The 18,800-nt window shown below is 49.8% G+C and carries 14 protein-coding genes; 2 read left to right on the plus strand and 12 right to left on the minus strand.

Annotation, left to right across the window (positions count from 1 at the left end):
• Positions 1–17: 17 nt before the first annotated feature.
• Genes HYT76_03655 through HYT76_03670 form a run of 4 tightly spaced genes read right to left on the minus strand, consistent with a single transcriptional unit; the run spans position 18 to position 7,519 of the window.
• A complete protein-coding gene (locus HYT76_03655) occupies positions 18–1,607 on the minus strand; it encodes a hypothetical protein (GenBank protein ID MBI2082643.1) in 1,590 nt (529 codons plus the stop codon).
• Positions 1,608–1,614: 7 nt separating this feature from the next.
• On the minus strand, positions 1,615–2,835 hold the full coding sequence (locus HYT76_03660) for a hypothetical protein (protein MBI2082644.1): 1,221 nt from the start codon (positions 2,833–2,835) through the stop codon (positions 1,615–1,617).
• A gap of 19 nt (positions 2,836–2,854) precedes the next feature.
• Entirely contained in the window at positions 2,855–6,592 is a 3,738-nt protein-coding gene (locus HYT76_03665; GenBank protein MBI2082645.1) for a hypothetical protein, read from the minus strand.
• Positions 6,593–6,595: 3 nt separating this feature from the next.
• Positions 6,596–7,519, minus strand: a complete 924-nt coding sequence (locus HYT76_03670) for a hypothetical protein (protein ID MBI2082646.1) — start codon at positions 7,517–7,519, stop codon at positions 6,596–6,598.
• Between the two features lie 142 nt (positions 7,520–7,661).
• Between HYT76_03670 and HYT76_03675 the strand changes: the two genes are divergently transcribed.
• Both HYT76_03675 and HYT76_03680 read left to right on the plus strand, forming a co-directional pair.
• Positions 7,662–10,292, plus strand: coding sequence for a thrombospondin type 3 repeat-containing protein (locus tag HYT76_03675; protein ID MBI2082647.1), 2,631 nt, complete (start codon positions 7,662–7,664; stop codon positions 10,290–10,292).
• Positions 10,293–10,338: 46 nt separating this feature from the next.
• Positions 10,339–11,094 (plus strand): UTP--glucose-1-phosphate uridylyltransferase, encoded by a 756-nt coding sequence (locus HYT76_03680; GenBank protein MBI2082648.1) that lies wholly within the window; start codon positions 10,339–10,341, stop codon positions 11,092–11,094.
• Here the strand turns inward: HYT76_03680 and HYT76_03685 are convergent.
• The 8 genes from HYT76_03685 to HYT76_03720 are packed head-to-tail and all read right to left on the minus strand — an operon-like array spanning position 11,078 to position 18,793.
• The gene (locus HYT76_03685) at positions 11,078–12,118 is read right to left on the minus strand and encodes an NAD(P)/FAD-dependent oxidoreductase (GenBank protein ID MBI2082649.1); all 1,041 of its coding nucleotides are present in this window, start codon (positions 12,116–12,118) and stop codon (positions 11,078–11,080) included. The two genes, HYT76_03680 and HYT76_03685, sit on opposite strands and share 17 nt — an antisense overlap.
• A 3-nt stretch (positions 12,119–12,121) precedes the next feature.
• The gene (locus tag HYT76_03690; GenBank protein ID MBI2082650.1) at positions 12,122–13,528 is read right to left on the minus strand and encodes a mannose-1-phosphate guanylyltransferase/mannose-6-phosphate isomerase; all 1,407 of its coding nucleotides are present in this window, start codon (positions 13,526–13,528) and stop codon (positions 12,122–12,124) included.
• Positions 13,515–14,465, minus strand: a complete 951-nt coding sequence (locus tag HYT76_03695) for a flippase-like domain-containing protein (GenBank protein ID MBI2082651.1) — start codon at positions 14,463–14,465, stop codon at positions 13,515–13,517. Before HYT76_03695 ends, HYT76_03690 begins: the two co-directional genes overlap by 14 nt.
• Positions 14,466–14,479: 14 nt before the next feature.
• Positions 14,480–15,079: an SIS domain-containing protein gene (locus tag HYT76_03700; protein ID MBI2082652.1), complete on the minus strand. Its 600-nt coding sequence runs from the start codon at positions 15,077–15,079 to the stop codon at positions 14,480–14,482.
• A complete protein-coding gene (locus HYT76_03705; protein ID MBI2082653.1) occupies positions 15,069–16,106 on the minus strand; it encodes a Gfo/Idh/MocA family oxidoreductase in 1,038 nt (345 codons plus the stop codon). The genes HYT76_03700 and HYT76_03705 overlap by 11 nt, the downstream gene beginning before the upstream one ends.
• A complete protein-coding gene (locus tag HYT76_03710) occupies positions 16,099–17,142 on the minus strand; it encodes a galactokinase (GenBank protein MBI2082654.1) in 1,044 nt (347 codons plus the stop codon). The genes HYT76_03705 and HYT76_03710 overlap by 8 nt, the downstream gene beginning before the upstream one ends.
• On the minus strand, positions 17,139–18,095 hold the full coding sequence (locus tag HYT76_03715) for an NAD-dependent epimerase/dehydratase family protein (protein MBI2082655.1): 957 nt from the start codon (positions 18,093–18,095) through the stop codon (positions 17,139–17,141). Before HYT76_03715 ends, HYT76_03710 begins: the two co-directional genes overlap by 4 nt.
• On the minus strand, positions 18,092–18,793 hold the full coding sequence (locus tag HYT76_03720; GenBank protein ID MBI2082656.1) for a transaldolase: 702 nt from the start codon (positions 18,791–18,793) through the stop codon (positions 18,092–18,094). The genes HYT76_03715 and HYT76_03720 overlap by 4 nt, the downstream gene beginning before the upstream one ends.
• Positions 18,794–18,800: the final 7 nt, after the last annotated feature.

The raw sequence follows: 18,800 nt of genomic DNA on the forward strand, positions 1-18,800 counted from the left end.
GGGCGAGGTGTCAAATTTCAAAACGAGGTCCTAAAATAGGGGGTCTCGAAGATCTCTTCGAGGAGTGCAAAGATTCGATCACGGAGGTCTGGGTGTTCTTCGGCGGCGTCAATTAATTTATGTGAGGCCTTGCTCATCGCCTCAACAGTGACAATAGAAATACCCTTTCTTGCTAGTAATTGGGTTTCTGAAACTAGGATTTCCGTTTCAGTCGGAAGGTCGAGGCCACCCTGAATAGACAATAACCGACGAGCCTCTTCGCTTAAGGTGAAGCGACCACCCGGGAGGATCGGGACATGATGGTAGCCACCAGGACCGCTATGCCAGGCCTTTGTAATAACGACCAGTTTACGATATTCCTCAAGGGCCCTTGGATTATTAATACGATAGGTTCCTTGCTCGACCATTCCGGTAATCGCTCCCTTGCTGAAGGTCAGGAAGTGTTCAAATCGCCCTGCATCGAGTTCAATGGTCCATCCTTCAAAACTAACAGTCACTCTTCGGAGGAGCAGATCACCGCTCCAATCAACCTCATCCAAACTTCGTAAAGCTGTGGCGTCTTGGAGAAGTCGGTCGGGGGCTCTTTCACCGACGCCCACGACAATCCTCCCCTCTGGTCTCGGTCCGAGGGCGCCGGCAAACGTTCCCCCATCAGCTCCGACGTCTGGCACGACGACCCTCGCGGCTCCTCCAGGGGCTGCCCGAACTGTTGGTGCCCTCCCAATAATCAATCGTCCATCCGTTGAATCTACATGGACGGTAACACTCGGTTCCTGAGCTGCTGCTGTGCGAGCGAGGCGAACGGTTGCCTCGTCAGGGACGGAGGCCCTTGCGGGACCTCTGCTACGAAGTAACGCCCCATCTGAAACCCACGGTGGCTCACGAGCACCCACTGCCGTTCCGTGATCAACAATCTCTTCTACCGCAGGGCGTAGGCCTCGAATCCTACTCCACCTGAGTAGTCCAAGCGTTACCAGGAGGAGCGCACCGACAACGATCGCGTGGTTATCCACGAAGAAATTTCCGACGAGTTGCGACCAACTTGGGGGTTCTGAATAAACGGGCGTTGCTTCGGCAGAAACGGCGCCAGCGGCTCGGGACGCATCGACCTCCGTGATAGATCCGCCATCATTCCCGATACCACCGTCTGGGGCATTCACTCCACCATCCGGAACGGAGCTTCCCTCTTCAACGAGGTGACATTTTTGATACAGACCGGAGAGGGTCAGCGCAAATCTTCGGAGATTTCTGGAATCCCCTGAAGCCCACCTCCCATCCCAAGGGATCCCATCAACATACCCCTCTTTTTCCTTGATGAAGCGCCTGAATTTGTGACCTGAAAATCTCCCATCCAGTGAACCATCGCGTTTATCAATCGCTACGAGGAGGCCATAGTATTTCGTGAGTGTGCTACCGGATAGAAACTGTTCTAACGGGTGTTGGTCGATTGAGGTCTCTGACGGGGCATAGGTGATCGGGTCGTCACTGTCTGGGATCTCGGTGGCGATTCTTAGGTTATACCGAGGATCTTGCCGTCGTTTGTCATCGATCTCGAAAAGGTCGAGGGTTGGGTCGATGAAATCAGGGAGTTGGCAGATGATACCCATAGTTTCATCACCATCGCTTAGGCTCGGGTCCCACCCTTCCTGTGTGAACTTCGATAAAAGGGCCTGTGGTGATCCCTTCTCCCTCAGGCAGATCAGGAAATTCCCATTCTACGGTGGTTTCACCGGTATGGTAGACCGCCTCTCCCGGATCGTTTTTTGCCTCCTCCGCCAGCTTTGAGACCTGGCCATGGAGGATCTCTAATTTCAGGACGGCATACCTTAAGGCATCAGCATCGATATCTTTAATCGCCTTTTCGAATTCCTTCTCCGTCTCCAGAGCTATCCGACGTCTCTCTTGCATTTTGACAAGCAGTGACCGGACATTCACGAATTTAATAACGTCTTGTTCTCGACGTGCCTTCGGGATCAGTGCGGCGACTTCGAGAACCCAATCGGTGATCTGTTTCAAAAGCTTCCGACCCTGCGCGACCTTCGCATCGTAATTGATGACGGTGACGACTGTCCTGTTCGAGAGGTTCGCGATCATTTTTTCGATCGCCTCATGGTTGGAGAGGCCTGGGGTCCTCAAGAATTCACGATAATAAAGGACCGCCCCCCCGATATTTCCCTGGAGTCGAAGGCACTCGGCGATCTTGAAGATGAAAATAGGGTCATTGTAGATAGAGTGACCGTCGGAGAATTTGGTGAGGGCACGATCATAGTGGCCCTCACGGAGGAGCCTTTCTCCCTCGGCAAGGCTCTCCCGTTCTCCCTGCGTACAACTCCCCATGATACATTGGGGGATCTCAACACGTTTCGGCATCATTCTAGAGCGGACCTCTTCGATCTTTGTCCTGAGGAAATCCGGTTCGGCACTGACTTGGGTATCCATGGCTGCATGGGTCAGGATCTCTACGAGAGAAAAATTGGCTGCCTCGACTGGGGGAAGGAGTGTAGAAGATTTCGCTGCCCCTAACACCCGATCCCATTCGTCTGCTGAGACTTGTTTATCTCCCATCAAGGCGAGGCGTGCCTCATTAACGAACTGGGTCTTCCCAACGATGATTTGACTCAGGCCTTTATCGGTCAGTTCGGTGAATCGCTGAACCACTTCGCGATCATAGGTCCTCGTAAGATCCTGACATCCTTCTTCGAGGACCGCTGTGAGTTCGGGAAAGCCTTTTGCCTCATCCTCTCTGAGCGCCTCCTCCATCCCTTGGAGCTCTGTGAGGGATACATTTTGATCGTCCTGAAGGGCCTGTTGAAATTTTTGGCGGATGTCGGTCATTAGGTTTTTCTCAATAAGGTTATCGTTTCCAGAAAAGCTTGACTTGTTGGGGGGCAGTACTTCCAGAGGGTTCAAATCGCCATTGTCTGATCATACTATAAATTCTCTCCTCCACGATCTGGCGCCCATTGGAGATACCCCCGATTGAGGTCACAATGATTTTACCGATAGTGCCATCAGCATTGACCAAAAAGGCGACATCGACACGGCTTGGCGTGCCATCTGCCTCATAACTGTTTATTGCCACCCCAAAGGCATCTTTAACTTTTCCAAGGGACTTATCCGTCGCCTGATACCAATTCGCCCTCTCTTGAGGGTTCTTCACATCATAGGTAGGGGGCGAGGCCCATTCATCAACAACAGGTGCTCGTGGGGCAGCGGCCGCCGCGGCTGCGGCATTCACGGTCACCGTCGCCAAGACGCGTCCCTTGTAAATTATCTGGATCACGTTAGGACCCTGCTGGTTTGGTTTCGCGACGAATCGATGTTCTTTCGATGCGGCCCGTGTGAGACCACCGGCGAAATAGCCGGCGTTATTGTCAATCACCCCACCGACCGAGACCTGAGCGGTCAGAACCGCATCATTATTGGTTCGGATCAGAATTTCAGTCGTTTTCCCGACCTGTCCTTCGACTGTTGTGCCACTGGCTGGTTCAATCAATTTCACGACCTTTGATTCAAGTTCGGGTAATTTAGTATCAATCGTTGCGACCCGACCCTTTGCCTCCGCATGATCCGGCTGTTCGGCAAGCACGGCGACAAAATGCTCACGTGCCTTGGTCAGGTAACCCAACTGGTCTTCGGGTGAGACGTTCATTTGGGCAGCGATCTCATAGTATCGGAATTGGGTCTGGCCATCAGCGAGGTGTTTTTTGGTGGCTGCCGAGAGTTCTCGAGGGGTTGCAGAATCTTCTGCCGCTGACTCACCTCCAGAAATGACTGCAGCAGCGGCCCTTCGGGCTGCCTCTTCAGCCGCCAGAATTTGGGCTAAAGCGGCCTCGATTTGTGTAAGTCTCGCCTCAACCGTTTCAGTTGAAGCGTCTTCGACAGAGTGTTTCCTCTTCTCAGCCGGGATTTTTTCGTAGGCTGCCTTTGCATCCGTCAACCCTCTCTTTTGGATACCAACATCTTGAGCATTTTGTTGAGCAGTTGTGTAGTTGTCCCAACCTGCCTTGCCGCGTCTTAAGTTTAATCTCTCGTCTGCAGTCAGCTCGATGACCGGTGCAGGCGGGGCGTCTGGTGCATTAAAATCAACCATCGCCTCAGCAGCTGGGGCTTCTGCCCGCAGCGCATCTAATTTCTTAGTAACTTCTGTCTTCAACTGTCCCGCTTCCGCGTGATCAGCTTGAATTCCCAGGACGGCATTGAGTTTCGCAAGTGCTTCGGTGTAACGCGCGATCTTGTCATCTTTCTTCGTCCCCCTTCTCTCGGCGGCACTGATCTTGTCTTGTGCCTGTCCCATGAGAGTCCTAATCTGCCGAGCCTTCTCCCTTGCCTCCGCCTCAGCAGCCGCCTTCGCTGCCGCCTCGGCCCGTGCCTGGGCCTTCGCCTCTTCATCGGCTTTGATCGCCGCCTCTGTCTCTGAGATCCCGGTTGTTGCCTGTCCCTTCAGTTCAGCGACATTTTCAATATCAGGGAGTGGAGCGAGAAGCCTCTGTGCCTCCTGATATTTTCCAAGCCTGGTCTGAAGATTCGTTGTTGCTGCCGCTCGACTGAGGAGTCCAAGGGCTCGGTCCCTCTGGGTCGCATCAGCTTTCGAGAGTTTGGGGGGTTCTTCAGCCTGTCTGGCCGCCGCCTCAGCCTGTGCTCTCGCTTCAGCTTCAGCGCGTGCTTGGGCCTCGGCCTGCGCTCTTGCTTCAGCCTCAGCTTTGGCCCGAGTCTCTCCCTCTGCCTTTGCCCTCGCTTCAGCCTCGGCCCTGGCAGTAGCCTCTGTGTCAGTGGGAACTGGTGCCGGTGCAGCTTTTACCTCAGGTGCCGGCACTGGAGCTGGAGCAGGAGGTGGTTCTACTGGGATTGGTGCTGGCACTGGAGCTGGAGCAGGAGGTGGTTCCACTGGGACTGGCGCTGGCATTGGAGCTGGAGCAGGAGGTGGTTCTACTGGGACTGGCGCTGGCGGCGGTGTCGCTGCCGGTTTCTCTGGGAAGAGTGGCTTGCCGAGCATAATTTCAGAAGTATTTGGGAAGCTAAATGTGACTTGGGTGTGTTTCCTTTCGGGGTGTCTCTTCCAGGCGGGAGATTGTGCTTCTTTGGCCGTTTCTGTTTTACCCAATCCTTTTAGTTCAAAGTTCTCATCGGCTAGGCCTGTGTCATTGAAATCCTTAAAACCAGACTGCAGATCAGCCTGAGCAAGCCTTGTCCTTTCCTTTGAGACCTGTTGGTTCACTTTATCCGAGCCGAGGATGTCCGTATGGCTCTCGATCGTGATATGCCCTGGCGCCTGTGTGATCTGTCCGTTACCAAGGAGATTGCCAAGCCATCTTAGAAATTGATGTGTCTTCTCATCCAGTGCATCCGGTTTTGTTTTGGCATTCGGATGAACGATATCAATGGCAAAAATTCTTTGATCAAAACTGTTATATGTCACAACGACCTTCAGTCGCCATTTATGCATCGCTGCCTGAGGAATAAGGTTAACAAACCCCTCCCATTGCTCTCTCTGATCAGCATCTTTAAGGGCCTTTAGTTGAAGGGCCAGGAGGTTAGCGAGGGCTGTATCGTTTCCATTAGCGATCGCTTCCTTGACCTGTCTGTCGATCTCAGTCTTGGAAAGGGTGACGCTAATCTTGTTTTTGGAGAGCGATTTTCCTGACGGATCGAGTATTTCAAGTTCAAAGTTTGTGTTCCCAGAAGTGGTATCCTGAAAAACATAGACAATGTCACCAGCAGCCGATGGTTCTAATTGGAGGGATTGCATTTGGGTTTTTTTGTTCGGATCTGTCGCATCGACTTGGTAGAGATTCACGGTGAAGCGCTCACCGGCTTGAGACCGGACCTTGATCGGGATCTCAAGCCGTTGACCGGTTTCCACGGTGAATGATTCTTTATCACGTGGGGAGATCAGGCGTGATTGAGCCTCGATTTTATAAGTCGCCAGGACCTCATTGTTTGGTCCTTTGAGAATGACTTCACCGTCTCCGACAAAATCAGGTGTGAAGGAGATCTTGGCCAGATTGTTGGCATCTGTTGACCGGCCTGCCACGAGTTGTTTTGTGGTCCCTCCCTGTTTCAAATCGACGGAGAAGGTTGCTTTCTTGCTCAGGAGAGCGCTGATCTCGGTCGGGATACCATTAACCACCAATGTTTTAGGTGAAATCGGGCTCAAGATCCGCACTGGCAGGATCTCGCTTTTGACAAAATCTCCGAGGACATTCTCAAAGGTTTGTCTGCCCAAGTTTGGTTGAAGGAAATCATTGGCATAACTCCAAAGACCTGGAGTGGAGATAGCGTCGCCTCTTTTGATCAGAGCTTGTGCCGAGCGATCAGCGTCGAAGGTACCATCTGCCTTGTAATAAAGGTCATGAACCACCGCGATCGAGCCGTTGGCTTCATTGAGGACAGATTGCCCCTGGCGATCGGTGTCATTATCCGCCTTGACCTTGATCTGGACATGCGTGTCTCCACTGGCGTCTGATTCGATGGAGACCCCCAACTGATGGATATCGACATTTTGTGAGTCCTCTGTCTGGTCCCAATAGAGATCGATCAGTAATTCTACTAGCTGATCTCTTTGGGCTTCTCTTAAGGGTATATTAGCCATTATTTATTTTCCCAGAAATCGGACTCGTCTCCGTCCCTCGTTCTGTTTGTCTCCTCCAAAGACGTAGAGGAGGTTAACGCCACCGCCATTTAAGTAGGCCTTTTGGATATCCCCGTCACCCAAGACAGGGATAAAAACCTCGGCGCCTCGGATCCATGGGATTACCGACAAACGTCCGTAGGTCGCACCGATGCTGGCATCGGCAGCCAGGTGCACACCAAAATCGGTCTCAGCGTCATGGGTCGTTTGTAAATCATCAATCACAATCGGATCTAATTCATCGGCATTTGCAGAATCTTCAGGGGGTGGTGTGGGATTCTGACATCGGGGGTGGTTTGAGGTACCACTGCAGAGTTGCTGCGGCGCTTCATTTTCAAATTTAACTTCTGCTGTTCCGTTGGTTGCCGATCTGTGGTAGGCGGCAAGTCCTACTCTCGCAGTGACATCGGCATGGAGGTGAAACTGACCCTTGCGTGCAAAATTCCTTCGACCCCGAAAGATCATATCAACAATTGTTGCCCAGTCATTTCCATTCGGCCCTGTTTCCGAACCCTCGAGATATGTGAGGTCATCGACATCGGTGGTGACCCCTTGACGCATCAGGTCCTCTCGAACAACAGCAGGATTACTGAGCATAATCGGACGGGCAGTCTCTTCAGCAAGTTCGGATCTCCTGGAGGGGATTTCAGCGGGATTATCTGAAAATTGACGCCAGTAGGCACCAAAACCGATACTTCCCTCCCACCGATCCCTGGATTCTGCAGGGGGAAGATCTCGTGTCTCCAAGGGATACCATTCACCACCGACCTGAGTGGAGTCTTGGTGAGCCTCTCCTGCCTTCCCAAGAACATCGTCGCCGAAGCGAGCGACGCTTATACCAATCTCATGCTGATCAGTTCTGGCCTTTTTGACGTCGCCTCCTGCCATTTAGAAACCCTCCAAAGTATTAAGAAGACCATTGGTAAAAATAAAAAAACAAAATCACGTCTATAAACATTATCGGTACCTGAGGTTGAAAGTTGCTAGCAACTTTTCTTGTCTGGCGCCGAAACCAGTCATGAGGCTTATTGTGAGATATCTCTCTAAAACCCTTTTATTCTTGCTCCTGGCGACAGGGGCAGTCCTTATAACAGCGTCTGGGGCGGAGGCCTCCTGTGAGGATTTTGAGACCGATGACCAGCTGACCTGTGAGGATCACTGTACCGTTTGGAGAACGGGAATGTGGTACAATGACGGGTCCCTTCAGAACCGTTTGGCCCTGATGTCTGGTCGCTATTGTCACTGCTGGATCTGGTTTGCCAATCAGATGGATGGTATCACCCAAGACTCCACCTGGACGTTTGCCTCAGGGCGGTGTTCGGACGGATATGGGGTGATCCTGACAGGCGCCAATTTTGAGGATGAGGTTGGAGAGGAGGCAGGTCAGCTCGGGATCGAGATCGATGCTAGAAGGGTCACTTTTGGGAACAATTGTGCGTACAAAATGAATTTGGATGACCAGCATGCGATCCAGGATTTAACGATCGTTGTCTCTCCGGGGAAGAGAAGCAAGGCGCTTTGCGATCTTCAGGGGAGAGATATCTATGTTCGCAACGTAACAACACGACTCTGTTCGAGTGGTAACACCCGTGCCTGTGAATTTGAGGGGACGACAGTTGTGGAACGTGAGGGGTGTCCTTCAAACTCGAACGATCTGGATGGGGATTGTTGGGAGAATGATCTCGATAATTGCCCAAGTGTCTATAATTTTGATCAAGCAAATAGTGATGGAGATTTATTGGGGAATGTTTGCGATGGGGCCGGTGGGTCTTTGGCGAATGATGCCGATAATGATACCGTTCCGGATGGAGAGGATCTCTGCCCGACGATCCCGGCACGCCCAGGCGAAGAGGATGAGCATCGTTGTGAGATTGCCTATAACTGCAGTGGGTTTGGTTTTTTTCGTATCTGTATTCCAAGCGGGTGTCAGGTCGCAGTTAACTCAGATGCAGATAGCTATCCCGATCGTTGTGACCCGGATGATGATAATGACGGGGTTTGTGATGGGGATGAGGCGGTTAACTATGGGGTAGGGGCCCGATGTGTCGAAGGTGAGGATGGGCGTGACAATTGCCCTCTCGATGCAAACGGAAGTAACAAGAACGAAGACAATCAGTCTGATGATGATGACGATGGGATGGGGGATGCCTGTGATCCGTTTCCTGAAGATCCCTTGAACGACTGGGATGGAGATGGTCGTGGAGCCGATTCTGATAACTGTCCTTTCAATGACAATGACGGTTGGGTCGATGCGGATGGAGATGGTTCCGGGGATGCCTGCGATAGTTTTACCGATTCAGACCACGATGGGGTGGAGGATTCCGATGACGAGTGTTCTGATACAGACACGGGAACAACTGTTTTAGGAAATGGTTGTCCTGATGCCGATGGGGATTCTATCCCGGATAATCGGGATACCTGTGAATCAACTCCAGCGGGGACCCTTGTCGATCTGAATGGCTGTGCTGCCTCTCAGCCCGAAACCGATTCTGATGGGGATACAATCCCCGATGGTAGAGATACCTGTCCTGAGACACCAGCGGGCACTTTGGTGACAGCGACGGGGTGTGTTGTCGAAGAGATTGATGCGGATGGAGACGATGTCCCTGATTTAATCGATCAATGTCCAGGGACGGTAGACGTTACTGTTGTTGGCTATAATGGCTGTGAAGATACGGATCAGGATTCGGTTCCGGACAATCTTGATTCTTGCTTGGGGTCTCCTGCCGGAGCGGTGGTCGCTGTGAATGGTTGTACGTTAGAGGGGGATTCCGATGGAGATGGGATTTTAGACGGGGCGGATCTTTGCCCTGCGATTCGAAGTACTCAAGTTGATATTGATAATGATAGTGAAGGCGACGAGTGTGATTCAGATGCCGATGGCGATGAACGGATCAATGAAGAGGATAATTGTCGACTCATTGCCAATCTCGATCAGGCAGATACCGATCAGGATGGGGTTGGCGATCTCTGTGAAGGCTCAGCATTCACGACCGATACCGATGGCGATGGAATTCTCGATATCTTCGATTGTGCCCCAATGAATCGCGAGCTTTTTACCCTCCCGGCCTGTTATGGAGATGCCGATGGGGATGGATCACCCGATCCTCAGGAAAGGGAACGGGGGACAGATCCGAAGAAGTCGGATACCGATGGTGATGGAGTTTTGGATCTGATTGATTGTGGTCCTAATGATGCCTCGGTAGGCCTCATGGGGACGTGTGGTGGGGAGACGAGGGTGAATGTGGATCCCGACGGGGATGGGAAGGGGCTCGATGACAATTGCCCCTTTGCAGTGAATGGCGATCAGAATGATACCGATGGCGATGGTATTGGGGATCTCTGCGATCCGACACCGAATGTTTCTTCGACTCAAGATGCCGATGGTGATGGGTTGATCGATGATGAGGATAATTGCCCCTTGGTTCCAAATCCGAATCAGACCGACAGTAATGGGGACAAGACGGGGGATCGATGCCAGGGGGATCGCGACGGGGATGGCATCGGCGATGCTGAGGATATTTGCCCAAGCCACTTCAATATGGATCAGGCTGACGAAGATGGGGATGGTAAGGGGAATCCGTGCGATGAGGATTTTAATCCAGCCTTAAGCATTCGTGCCGGTGGTGGGGGGTGCGCGTTGATTCCGTCCCGGGATTAACGATTTCCGCTTGTTTCCAGCTTTTTCCAGGAATAAATAGGCGATTGTGAAGAAAATCCGAAAGGCGGTTATTCCTGCGGCGGGATTGGGGACTCGTTTCCTCCCGATCACAAAGGTCATTCCAAAAGAGCTTCTCCCTATTGGCACCAAACCGGCGATTCAGTACGTGGTCGAAGAGGCGGTTGAGGCGGGCATTGAGGAAGTGATTATCGTTTCACATCGTTCTAAACCAGCGATCGAAAATTACTTCAAATTGGATCCATCTTTTTCCCAGATTCAGTTTGTCTACCAGGAAGAACCAAGAGGATTAGGTGATGCGGTTCTCTGTGCCCAAAGACGAGTGGGGGATGATCCTTTTGTTGTCCTGTTGCCCGATGTCATTATCGCAGAAAAAAAATCGGGGGCAGATCAACTCCTTCAGGCGACCCAAGAGAAATACACGTGGGGGGTTCTTTTAAGAGAGGTTCCCAAGAGTGAAACAGCGGCCCATGGGATTGTTGGTGTGAAGAAGATCGGAGAGGGGCTTTTTGAGGTGTCTCAAGCGGTTGAAAAACCACGGCCCGAAACAGCCCCTTCAAATCTGACGATTTTTGGAAGGTATCTTTTTACACCCGAGGTTTTTTCGCTGATTGAGAGATCCCAGCCAACGGCCCTCGGCGAGATTCAGTTGACCGATGCGATCAATCTCCTAGCGCAAAGGACAGTTGGTCTCGGGGTTGTTTGTCGGGGAGCCTGTTTTGATGTGGGGATTCCGGAAGGACTTTTGAAGGCGAGTACTTATTTCCTTACATCAAGGAAATAAGCTCTTTGGCGAGGGCAGGGGCCGAGGTCAGGCCGGGAGATTCGATCCCAAGGAGATGGATCCAGTTTCCTTTTTTCTGGGTGACGAATTCGCCAACTGCCTGATTGTCTCGGTAAAGTTTGGGACGGTTTCCTGAATAGGCAACATCGATTTTAAAATCCTTTAACTGAGGCAGATAGAAACGAACTGCATTCTCATATGCCTCTGGGGAGGAGTGATGTTTGTAATCTAATTTCTCTTCGATAAAGAAGGCGTTTGGTCCGAGTAGGGTTTGACCATCTAAGGTTGGAGTCAGATGCACTCCTAACCCATGGGTTCCCCCATAGGGGAGGTGATAAACCGGTCGAGAGACCGGCTGCTTGTTTAGGAGATAATAATCCCCCCGACAAGGTTTGATTGTATAACCTTCAAGACCCGCCACCTTTGCTATCTCGTCAGCAAAAAGCCCTGCTGAATTAACACAAAGATCGAAAGGGATCTCGCCCCCCGAGGTCTCCAGTTTGTTTTCATGAATCTCCTTCACTTGGCAATTCAGAATCACCTGCCCCCCTTTTGCTTCGATGAAGTTGGCCATCGCCTTTACATATCCGGCGGCATCGACGATTCCTGTGGAGGGAACAAAAATCGCCTCGCTAGGACGGAGGGAGGGTTCTTTCTCTTTTAGCTCACTTTTTGAAAATTTTTGAGGTGGAGGCATGGGCAGTTTTCGGATTTTCTCAAAGAAGGGATCGAGATCGTTTTCCTGTCCTTCTTCAGGAACAACCCATTTGCCGCAGGGTTTGTAATTGACGTGAAGCTTTTCAATCCATTCATAGGTCAAACGATTTCCTTCAATACAGACTTTCTCTTTGAATGAGCCTGTCTTATAAAAAACACCCGAGTGGATGACACCACTGTTCCGGCCACTGGTGTGCTCTGCGAGGAAGGGTGCACTATCGAGCACAAAAACGTCATGCCCTTTTTCTTGGAGGAGGTTGGCACTATGAAGACCTACAATGCCAGCACCGATGATAACGACTTGCATGGGTCAGATTCGACCGTAGAGGTCTTCGAAGCGCTCAATATCGTCTTCCCCAACATAGGTCCCAGTCTGAACCTCAATGATTACGAGGGGGGTGGCACCTGGATTTTCCAGCCGATGTTTATTTCCTTTTGAGATATAGGTGGATTCATTCGTTTCAAGAAGCAGTTCTTTATCTCCGTTGATGACCCTTGCGGTTCCTTCAATAACCACCCAATGTTCGGCGCGGTGCCGGTGTTGTTGAAGACTTAATTTTTGCCCCGGACGGACAACGATCTTCTTGACCTTGAAATTTTCCCTTTCCACGAGGACTGTAAAAGAACCCCAAGGGCGAGTGATCGTCGAGTAACCTTCGGTGAGATTTTTGTTTTGTCCCTTCACCATCTGCTCGACGATTTTCTTGACCTCAGAGGTTCTGTTGAGAGGACTGATAAAAGTAGCCCCCTCCGTCTGGACAACAGCCATCCCACTGAGTCCAATTGCTGCGAGGCAACCTTCGCGAGAGACAAAGAGAGAATCATGGCAATCCGAAACAACGACATTTCCCTGAATGAGATTATCGGAGGTGTCTTTATTCGAATGCTCATAAACCGCTTCCCAGCTGCCCAGGTCGCTCCAGGAGATATCAGCAGGAATAATCGCTCCCTTCTTGGTTTTTTCCATAATGCCATAATCGATAGAGAGGTGTGGGAGAGATCCATAAGAAAGTTCTCTCTTATGGATCCATTTCTGCATCATTTCGTAAATTTCAGGATGGATACTTTTTAGCTCTTCTTGAAAAGTTTTTGCTGCAAAAGCGAAGATTCCTGCATTCCAATAGTAATGCCCATTTTTTATAAATGAATGTGCGGTCTCGGAATCCGGTTTTTCAGTGAATGACTGGATACGAAAGGCCTCTGTGCCATTCAGAGCTTGTCCTGCGCAGATATAACCGTAACCTGTAGCTGGTCCCGTAGGTCTGATGCCAAGAGTCACGAGATACCCATCTCTGGCAATCGAAACTGCCTTCGAGAGAGAAGAGTGAAGGGCCTCTTCACCTTGGATCAGGTGGTCGGAAGGGAAGACCATGATCAATGCCTCAGGATCTTTTTGATGAAGAAAACCGGTTGCCCACGCGATAGCAGGAAGTGTGTTGCGGGCCTCAGGTTCAGCAAAAATCTGTTTCGTCAAATCCTGGTGAACCGCTTGTAGTTGTTGATGCACTTCATGAAGATGATCAAGATGGGTGATCGTTGTGACTTGTTGTGGTGAAATTCTGGACAAAATGCGTCTTGCGGTGATCTGTAACAGACTCTCCTGCTCATTAAAACTCAAGAGGTGTTTTGGATAGAGTCTTCTGGAAAGAGGCCAAAGTCTTGTCCCTGAACCTCCTGCCAGGATCACTCCATAAAGATGTTTGTCATGATTTGGCATAGTTTGTCGCCTTCTTCAGAAAGAAAGAACCCGAAAGAGCCTTCAAAAAATAGTTAAAAAAGACAAAGGCAAGGCTCATCGCCAAGAGAAGCTCCGCAGGAGTGACGAGGCCTTGATCGATGATTTTCCCCTGAATATCATTTTGGAAGAACTCCACAGCAGCTAATTGTGTTGTCCCCAGTCCTCCAGGCGTGATGGGTAAAGCTCCAATAAGAATAATGATTGGAAGATACATGATCACTTTAACAAATGGGAGGTGAGCGCCAAAAGAAAAGGCGACAAAATAGAAAATGGTATTCACAGCCAGATGCATCGGAAGTCGTGTGATCATCGTAAAAAGATAATCTTTTATATTTGCTTGATGGAAGGCATGAAAAAGTTCCCTTTTTTGAAGCCATTGCATGAGTTTCCAGTGGGCTGGAAGTTTCCAAAAGAAATTAAGAGAAATAAGTCCTGCGGTAGCCGCAGACCAGATAATTGAAATAAGATATGAAAGCTGGTGGCCCTGAACGAGGGGAGAGGCCAAACATGAGCCAATAAATGCGAGTGTAATAGTCCAATAAAGATCGATGATTGTTATAAAAAGGATCAGACTGGAACTTTTCGAGAATGAGACTTGTTTGGCCCGTTTGAAAAAGTAGGCGAAAACTCCTTGAGCAGCACTGTAATTCAAGACCATGATCAAATAGGTTGCCAAGCGGACCGGCATCACTTCGCGGACAAGGGTAGAAGATCCAAAACGGCTGAAGAGCCTTGCGAGACTCCAACAATCAACAATCCACATAAAGACAAAATAGGTGATTGAGTAGGAGATGAAGAGAGAGAAATTGATATGCCTTGCCGCTTGGATGACCTGATCCAGGGGATATTTCTTAAAAAGGTAGTAAAAGGTTGCCAAGACAATCAGCCACGGCACCGTTTTTTTCAAAAAAGCCATTTTTTTGTTCTTATTTAAATCTGAACCGATTCCCATTTTGTTGCATGAAGGGCGAGGAGGGGGTGAGAAACAAGAAGGTGCCAAATGACCGCCTGAAACGCCTCCGTGTGAGGCGTGATGTTTTGTTTATTCACGGTCGGAATGATGACAACGGCATCGGCTACCTGAGCCGTGAAGCCGCCGTCTCGACCGACGATGCCAAAAATTTTGGCCCCTGATTCCTTGGACAATTTAAGGGCGTTGACGATGTTCACGCTGATACGTGCCTTTTCATTGCCCCCACCAACAGAGAAAACCAATATTCCATCGCGTGCGCTGATTCGACTGACTTTGAGCCAATTGGCAAACGAGGTTTCCCAACCATCGTCATTGATCCTTGCAGTTAACTCGGAAACATTATCGGTTGGTGCGTAAGACTCCAGGCCGACAATTTTTCGGAAATCATTTACCGCATGATTGGCATGACCGGCTCCTCCTCCCACGCCGAGGACGAAGAGACGCCCACCTCCTTCACGCAGTGAATGGAGGCCTTTTGCAATTTTCTCGATCCCTTCTGGATTGAGCTCGTCAATTATAGACTTGGCTTCCAGGAGGTAGGACTGACTATAGTTCATCTTGGTTCTCCTCAATTGTTATGGGCCGATGTTGCTGGGCCGATTGATAAAGGGCCTCTATCATTTGCATAGCCCTAACACCGTCTTTGGGAGTTCCCCAAAAAGGCATGTTGTTGTCAATGGCATTGATAAAGTCGTTCCATTCAAGACTCCATGAAGAATCAGGGCCGTCATAAACTTCTTCGCTCACAGCAGGAACTCCACCCCTCATATTTCTAACATTCTTGATTAATTTTTCTGTTCCATAACTCTGCCCCAACCCTTCAATGGTTAGCGATCCCTCCGTTCCGAAGATTTCGAAGGAAAAAAGGTTTTTCCATTGGGTCCAGCTGGTATGGAGGCTTGCAACCATTCCATTTTTATATCGAAAGAGCCCAAAGGCGTTGTCCTCAAGAGGTTGGATTGGCCAGACAGCCGTTTGGAGAAAGGCAAACGCCTCGTCCGGCATTCCTGCAAACCATTGCAAGAGATCGACAATATGGACTCCCTGATCCGTGAGTTCTCCTCCTCCTGCGAGTTGTGGATTCCCTCGCCATTCCTTTTCATAACCAGGCCTGCCTCCATGTCCATAACGAGCCCTTATGTTGATGATCTTGCCAATAGCTCCTTCCGAAAGAAGATGTTTTGTCTTGGCGATTGCAGGGTGGTAGCGATGATTGAAACCGATTTTTAATATTTTCCCTGAACTCTTTGCGACAGCCGCCATTTCCTGGGCTTCCTTCAGGTTTCGCCCCATAGGTTTTTCGACGAGGACATGCTTCCCTGACTTCAGTGCGGCAATGGCGATCTCGGCCAAAAAACCGTTAGGAGTTGAAATTGTGACAGCGTCCACTTCTGGACTTTGGAGAGTCTCTTTCCAGTCAGTTGAGGATCGACATTCCAACTGATTCGCAAGCGATTCTGATACAGCGTGCTTTTGATCAACAACCGATACAACCCTTGAGCGTGGGTGTTTCTGAGCTGAATCGGCACGGCGCCTTCCGATCAAGCCGGATCCAATGACCGCAACAGAAATCGGTTTACCCATTGTTTTTCTGTGGATGAAACGAGAGGGCACGACTGCTGGCAAGACTGGCGACGACTTTGGCCCCTTCGGCCTCTACAGTATAGTGAAGTCGAGGCATGCCATTGGCCTCCATGAATTGTTCGAGACGCTTCGAGTTTTTGGCGCAATAGAGCATTAAAAAACCGCCTCCACCAGCTCCAATAATCTTGCCTCCGAGCACATGGTGCTCTTTTCGAGCGGTATCATAGATCTTATCCACTTGATCCACAGTGATTCGGTGGGAGAGACGTTTCTTGCTCTCCCAATGATCATGAAGCATCTCTCCCCACGTATCAAAATTTTCACTTTCAATCGCTTCGAGACTCTTAAGGCCAAGTTCTTTGATCCGATGCATGCTATCCAAAACAACCTGCTGGGCTGGTGTCTCGCTGCGCAGGGCAGTGTCTTGATGCGATAAGACTTCCACCGCATCACGTCGAAGTCCGGTATAATAAATATGTGTTTTGGCAACAAAGTCGGCAATGGCGCCACTACCAAGGTCGATCGATCGGACCGAAACCTTACCCCCTTCTGAGATATTCAAAACAGTTAATCCGCCGTGGGTCGCCATGTATTGATCCTGTTTTCCGATCCTTTTTTTCAGGACATTGAGCTCAATATGACAGGCCTCTTCAGCAAGTTCTTCAAGGGAAACGTAGTCACGCCGATAGTGATGAAGTGCTGTGAGAAGACCGATCAGATAACAGCTTGACGAGCCAAGACCGGTTCCGGCAGGCAAATCGGCCATCGATGAGATCTCCATTTTTTCATAGATTTTGTGAAAACGGAGCGCCTCGCGTGCCAATTCATGCTTGAGATCTGAGACATGATCGACGATCTCACTTTGGGAATAGTGCAAGCGGATCTTGTTATCAATGATGGGGGGATTGATGATGACATACATGTACTTATCGATCCCCATGGCAAAAATAAAACCCCCAAATTTTTCGTAATAAGAGGGGAGATCGGTTCCTCCTCCACCTAAAGTTACCCTGAATGGCGTCCGTGTAACGATCATTTTAAGCCACCTTCTTCTTTTGCTAATTGTGGTAATACAAGATCCTGGATATAGGCAATCGATCTTTTTAACCCTTCCTTGAGGAAGATCTTGGGGGCCCAGCCCAGGGATTTTGCCTCCTGGATGTCCGCGAGGGTTTCCTGAGCCTCTCCGGGCAGGTCGGTCTTGTAAATCGGTTCCAAATTTATTTTTAAAATCCCCTCAATCTGTTCAAAAATTTCCTGGATCGAGTAATTCTCGGCGCTACCAACATTGAAGGTTCGATTGTCGGTGTGACTGTTTTGAAGACAGAGAAGATGGAATTCATTCACATCATCGACATAGACGAAATCGCGACGTTTTTGACCACTTCCATAGATAACAGGCCTTTTTCCCTGAAGGAGATTGATAATGAAGGCACTCATGACAGGAGGGATAGTTCGTCGATAATCTTGTCTGGGGCCGTAGACATTAAAATAGCGAAGGCCTGTTGTCCTGACACCAAAAAACCTTTGGTACCCTTCAACGAATTTCATTTCGGCAAACTTACTCAAGGCGTAGAAGCTTTGAGGAGAAACCTCGGACTCGTTGGAGGGAAGTTTCTGACATCCTTCATAAAGGGCAGATGTCTCCGCGTAGATGACCTTATGTGCTTTTTTTATCCGGGCTGCCTCGAGGACACTCACACTTCCTGTGACATTGATGTCTGAGGTTTCGACCGGATTTTCTTGGCAGTCGCTGATACAGTTTTTTGCGGCGAGATGAAAAATAACATCGTCCGGTTCAATAACGTCACGAAGTTTTGGAGAACGGATGTCCATTTCCAGAAAACGGACTCCGGCAGGGATCTGTTCATGCCGACCATAGGAAAGGTTATCGATGCCGATGACGTTGAAACCTTCTTCGAGCAAGCGGACCGCCAGATTGCTTCCAATGAAGCCTGCCACACCCGTGATGACAACGCGTCTTTTCACAGTGTATATCCGGCCGACTGGGCGTCACGATAAAACATTTGGACAGTCTCGAGGGAAAATTGCCCCAAATCCTTTCCAAACGACTTCATAGTTGTCAGGATATCCGGTGTAATCGTGATGATGTGACAACCACAGGCCTCCGCTTGCAAAACATTGAATGCCTCGCGGGGGCTGGCCCATAGAATTTCACAGGCAGGATTCCTTTTGGCAACCTTGACAGATTCAGCGAGAATTGGCATCGGATCAACACCGGCATTGGCAATGCGTCCCCCGAAGATAGAAATAATCGAGGGGACACCCGAAGAGAGGTTGCCTAGGATTTCTGAGACCTGTTCGAGAGTAAAAACAGCGGTGACATTAAGCTTTACGTTTTTTTGAGATAATTTCTTTAATACAGGTCCTGTTGAAATTCCTTTTGTGTTGGTGACAGGGATTTTGACATAGACATTATTGCCCCAAGAGGCAATTTTGAGCGCCTGCCGTTCCATTTCGGGAAGATCATCCGAAAATACCTCAAAAGAAATAGGGAGGTGAGTAATCGTTGCAAGGACCTCTCGGGCAAAGGCCTCGTAATTTGTAATCCCTGCTTTTTTCATGAGGGTCGGATTAGTTGTAAAACCGGTTATTCTTTTATCGTTCCGATAAAGGGCCAGCATTTCCTGCAAATTGGCCCCATCAGCGAAGATTTTTATACTCATAGAAGCC

Source organism: Deltaproteobacteria bacterium (assembly GCA_016180845.1).
Lineage (GTDB): Bacteria > UBA10199 > UBA10199 > JACPAL01 > JACPAL01 > JACPAK01.